4 protein-coding genes are annotated in these 4,782 nt (G+C 48.3%); 2 read left to right on the top strand and 2 right to left on the bottom strand.

Annotation, left to right across the window (positions count from 1 at the left end):
* The first annotated feature begins 159 nt into the window (after positions 1-159).
* Positions 160-888 (top strand): response regulator transcription factor, encoded by a 729-nt coding sequence (locus BUE76_RS19190; protein ID WP_073045482.1) that lies wholly within the window; start codon positions 160-162, stop codon positions 886-888.
* Between the two features lie 156 nt (positions 889-1,044).
* Here the strand turns inward: BUE76_RS19190 and BUE76_RS19185 are convergent, their stop codons facing one another.
* Both BUE76_RS19185 and BUE76_RS19180 read right to left on the bottom strand, forming a co-directional pair.
* Positions 1,045-2,391, bottom strand: a complete 1,347-nt coding sequence (locus tag BUE76_RS19185; RefSeq protein ID WP_143157381.1) for a hypothetical protein — start codon at positions 2,389-2,391, stop codon at positions 1,045-1,047.
* 25 nt (positions 2,392-2,416) lie between these two features.
* Positions 2,417-2,995 (bottom strand): RNA polymerase sigma factor, encoded by a 579-nt coding sequence (locus BUE76_RS19180; RefSeq protein WP_073045488.1) that lies wholly within the window; start codon positions 2,993-2,995, stop codon positions 2,417-2,419.
* Positions 2,996-3,172: 177 nt separating this feature from the next.
* On the opposite strand from BUE76_RS19180, the gene BUE76_RS19175 reads away from it, so the two are divergent.
* On the top strand, positions 3,173-4,678 hold the full coding sequence (locus BUE76_RS19175; RefSeq protein WP_245798394.1) for an oligosaccharide flippase family protein: 1,506 nt from the start codon (positions 3,173-3,175) through the stop codon (positions 4,676-4,678).
* Positions 4,679-4,782: the final 104 nt, after the last annotated feature.

Raw genomic sequence — 4,782 nt, 5'->3', positions numbered from 1 at the left:
GCCTTTCTGCTGCTAGCATCTGCAATCATCCTGATCAGATAATTTTAAGACACGCTCTAGTATATTTAGTTGTAATGGATAACGGTTTGTAGATCTGTTGAACGGCTTTGCGTTTGGATGATCATGCGGATGCTTAAAAGACGCCCTTAAACAAATGACATGCAACCTCATAAACTAACTGGATCAGAAACAGCAGCACACATTAACCAGCAAGCTTTTTTGTTGGAACAGGGCCTGGCAAAAGGCGCCTTTAGTATTGCAGATGTTGGGGATATAATACCTGGATCTGTGATGGTGCACGATATGCAAGTACTGCAAGTATCCTACATGAACAAAATGGGCTGTGAACAGCTCAATCATTCCCTTGAACAGATCAACGAAATGGGGGAAGCTTACTTTGATACCTTCATGCACCCTGAAGAAACCAGCCGGATCATTCCAGCCATTGCAAACTATTTTCAATCCGAAGGCAACAGCCGGCCGTACAGCTTTTTCCAGCAGGTACGCACAGGTTCTAAAATGGCTTTTGACTGGTACTATACCACCTGCAAGTTCTTGAGTGATGATGCGGGAAATGCCAGTGCTAAACTGATGCTGATATCTAACCAGGTCTCCGGAATGGGGCTGATGGTCAGTAAAGTGACCAAACTGCTCGGGGAGCAAGCTTATGTGACTAAGCATTATAAAAAGTTTGCACTGCTAACCAGGCGTGAGAAAGAAATTATTTCATTGCTGGCAGAAGGGAAAACAACAAATGATATTGCTGCGCTGCTTTATATTTCTCACCATACGGTAAGTACACACCGGAAAAACATATACAGCAAACTGGAGCTAGCTACTTTTTCGCAATTGTTGCAGTTTGCTGCCGCATTCGACCTGGTGAAATAACAGCAAAGGACTAAGGTCTATTTCGACCTGTTTTGATTGTGCATTTGACAAGGCTGCAAAGCATTTACCTGGAAAAAGCAACCTGCTTTATCCAACTATTCCCCATGAGGTGCAATGAATTTGGCGGCCGTAATTTCCGGCCAATGCCACAGCAGGCTATTTGATGGTTATACCCACCTTCATCCCAAAGTCGAAAAGGTTTTCTTTAACCGGGTATTCCTTGATAAAAGAGGAAAGCACCTGGTAGCGCACCTGTGGGCCGATCTGCCACTGCGTTTTGCCCGAGTTGAAGGATACAAAAGATTCGAAGCTGGTATTCATGTTCCAGCGTCGGGTGAGCCAGGGCACTCTTGCGTAGTTTTTGTAATCGGCAGTGATCATATACGAACGGTTGCCCAACACATAAGAAGGCTGAATGGAGGATGCTACACTCCAGTGCATCTTGCGGGTGCTGGCCACTTTCCACTCCAGCCCAATGGGTATGGAAGCCTGGAAATAGAAGTTCTGGAGCCAGTCGCCGATGCCGCCAGCAAAATTGCGGTAGTTGGAAATAGCCCGTACCGAATCGACATGCGGCCCATTGTTCAGGGCGATGGTAGCTACCTCAGGCACATAGGAGAATGCCTTGATGTCGTAGCGGCTCACATTGAACTGGAAGCCCGTGCGCAGGTTAACACTGCGGCTTACAGGGTAGCGTGCGGTAATGCCAAATTCAAGGCCTAAATCGGGCTTATGAATCACAACATCATTGATGCTGTACAGCGCTGAGAAGTTGGCCGGAATACCGGGTGAAAGCAAGGGCCGTTGGTAAGCCTTGTTATCCGACAAAACACGGTAGCTCACTGTGGGTGCTGCAAATACCTGCCAGCTTAGCTTCCTGCTTTTATGTATAGGCTTTGGTAAGGAGGGCATTGATTCGGGTAAAGGCAACTCTTCCGCTTCAGCAACAGGTGCGGTTATGGTTGCAGCAACAGCAGGCTGTTCGGCTAAACTATCGGTATTGTAGGGGCGTATGCCGGTTGCAGCAACAGGTGCTTCAGCAAGGGAAAGCTCGCCTGTTTGTTCCGGAAGGGTTAACCCGTTTCCGGCAGCATCTTCAAATAACTTGGCAGGTGCATCGGCACTTGCATTTTCCTGTATTCCCTGAGAAGGAGTCTGTGTTGTTTTTGAAATGGTTTGCGTGCGGGTCCTGTTGTTTGTTATGACAACAGTTTGGTTGGATTGTGTACGGGTAAGATCGGCAGGTTGAAAAAGGATAGGGGTGAAGGGGGCATTTTGCTGCGCAAGCTGTATGTGGTGGTTGGTTTGTGCCAGTTCAAAAGCAATATAGGTTCCGGAAATCAACAGCAGTGCCAGTACAAAAAGGCCGCCCGACCGCTTCTTCTTCCGGTCCAGTTCGGCAGCGATATGCTTCCAGACCTTGTCGGATGGGTGCATCCTTAGCCCGTCCGCGTTATCCTGAAGGAACTGGTCAAATTCGTCGTGGTTCAAATTTCTCTCCATAATCAGTCAGCATTAAAGGCTCTACTCAACTTGCTCCGGATGCTGCTACCAGGTAGTTCGGTTTGGGCTTCTGTATGATGTTCTTGCGGATCAAAATATCTTCCAGCATGGCCTTGGCCCGTGTGTACTGGCTTCGGCTGGTGCTTTCTTCAATATCGAGTATGGTACCAATTTCCTTGTGCGAAAAACCTTCAATGGCATAAAGGTTCAGCACCGTTCGGTAACCCATGGGCAGCATCCGGATGCATTCCACCACCTGTTTTGCCTGGATGATGGAAGGAATATTTTCCTCCCGCACCTGTAATGCGGCGGCATGCAGGATGTCTACGCTCTCATTGAACTTTTTATTTTTTTTCAGAATGTTGATGCAGGTATGCACCATGATGCGCCGCACCCAACCTTCAAAAGAACCCTGGTTTTTGAAGGTGTGTATTTGCGAAAACACCTTTATAAAGCCTTCCTGCAGCATGTCTTCCGCGTCTTCGCGGTTGTGGGCGTACCGGTAACAAACCGAAAGCATTTTTACACTGTATCGCTCATACAGTGTTTTTTGTGCGATGGCCTGTTGCTTCAAGCAGCCTTGAATAATGGCTTCCTCGGTCATAATTTCCGTGTGGTTGCCTGTAAGTTAGACAATTTAAAGGGTGAAAAGCTGCGTTGCTGAAGAAAATGTTAAGGAATTATTTCAGGTGTTTTGGGGCCAAAAACGGCCTTGCTTTGCCAAGGTCATGAACTACAATTGCTACTTCCCTACATTTGCCCTACTTCAAAAACAAGTGTATTGAGCGGGATCAAACAACTGGCAGGGCAAACGATGTGGTATGGGGGAAGTTCCATTGCAGCCCGCTTTCTCAACTATTTACTGACGCCTTATCTTACCGCAACCCTTTCGGGGGTCGCTTATGGCGAGATGAGCCTCGTTTATGCTTTTATTCCTTTTCTCAACATCCTCTTCACCTATGGGTTGGAAACGGCATTCTTCCGCTTTGCCTCCGACCGGCAAAAGCAAAAGGAAGTGTACGACACGGCCAGCATCTCGCTGATTGTTTCTACGGTTGTCTTTACCTCGGTACTGCTGCTGTTCAATAACCAACTGGCAGCTTTTATTGGTATCCAAGAACATCCTGAGTACCTGACCTGGGTGGCTTATATCATTGCCTTTGATACCCTTTCAACCCTGGCATTTGCAAAGCTGCGCTTCGACGGCCGACCCATCAAGTTTGCCGTAGTACGGATATTGGGTATCCTGGTCAACATCGCGCTCACCATTTTTTTGCTCAGCTTTTGTCCGCGTATCAAGGCTGAAAATCCTACCGGCTTTATCGGCACCTTTTACCACCCGGAAATCGGTGTGGGCTACGTGATCCTGGCCAACTTGGTGCAGGCGGTGGTCACCTTCCTGTTGTTATCCAAAGAGTTCTTTTCTTTCCGCCTGCGCTTCAACCAGGCGCTTTGGAAAGAGATCATCCTGTATTCCTCGCCCCTCATCCTGGCTGGTTTGGCAGGTATGATCAACGAAACCTTCGACCGGCTGATGCTGCGCTGGTGGACCAATGCGCCCACCGAAGATGCAGCCACTTTCCAGGTGGGGGTGTACAGTGCCTGCTACAAACTTTCCATCCTCATCACGCTGTTCATCCAGGCTTTTCGGATGGGTGCCGAGCCATTCTTTTTCAAACAGGCGCAGGGCGCCGCGCCGCAACGTACCTATGCCCGTGTAATGAAGTTTTTTGTGATCACCATTTGCTTCATGTTTTTGGCGGTGGCACTCTTCCTTGATATCTGGAAACATTTTATCCAAAACCCCCTGCAGTGGGAAGGCTTGCGGGTAGTACCCATATTACTGCTGGCCAACATGTTCCTGGGTGTTTATTATAACCTTTCCATTTGGTACAAATTGGGAAATAAGACCCTTGCCGGTGCCTGGATCACCCTGATCGGTGCAGGTATCACCCTGCTGGTCAACTACCTTTTTATCCCACGCTTTGGATATATGGCCTGTGCATGGGCTACCTTCCTGTGCTATGGAACCATGATGGTGGTAAGCTACAAGTGGGGGCAAAAAGAGTATCCCATCCCTTATGCTACCAAGAAGTTGATTGCCTATTTCGTGATTGTGCTGATGCTCTTTGGCCTGCACAGCGCCTTCGAGTGGATCGGGCTGAATGTATGGTTCAACCACATTTTCGGCGCCATGCTGCTCTATGCTTTTACCTGGTTTATCTTTTTGGTGGAACGCAAGGAGATGGCAAAGTTGCCAGTAGTGGGGAGGTTTGTTAAGGCATGAACCAGGGAGGGTGTAAAACTATGGTGGCCGTCATTGCGGAGCGCCAACAAGGTTTGATGTTACGCAACGTTTAGCGGCGCTGAAGCAATCTCCACCAAAAACAG

The organism is Cnuella takakiae (genome assembly GCF_001953305.1).
Taxonomy (GTDB): domain Bacteria; phylum Bacteroidota; class Bacteroidia; order Chitinophagales; family Chitinophagaceae; genus Flavisolibacter; species Flavisolibacter takakiae.
Note: the sequence above shows the minus strand (reverse complement) of the source record. Positions and strands in the feature narration are given on the sequence as shown.

Coding starts and splice junctions, on each gene's coding strand:
- BUE76_RS19180 (WP_073045488.1), bottom strand. CDS start 2,995: ATGACCGAGGAAGCCATTATTCAAGGCTGCTTGAAGCAACAGGCCATC.
- BUE76_RS19185 (WP_143157381.1), bottom strand. CDS start 2,391: ATGGAGAGAAATTTGAACCACGACGAATTTGACCAGTTCCTTCAGGAT.
- BUE76_RS19190 (WP_073045482.1), top strand. CDS start 160: ATGCAACCTCATAAACTAACTGGATCAGAAACAGCAGCACACATTAAC.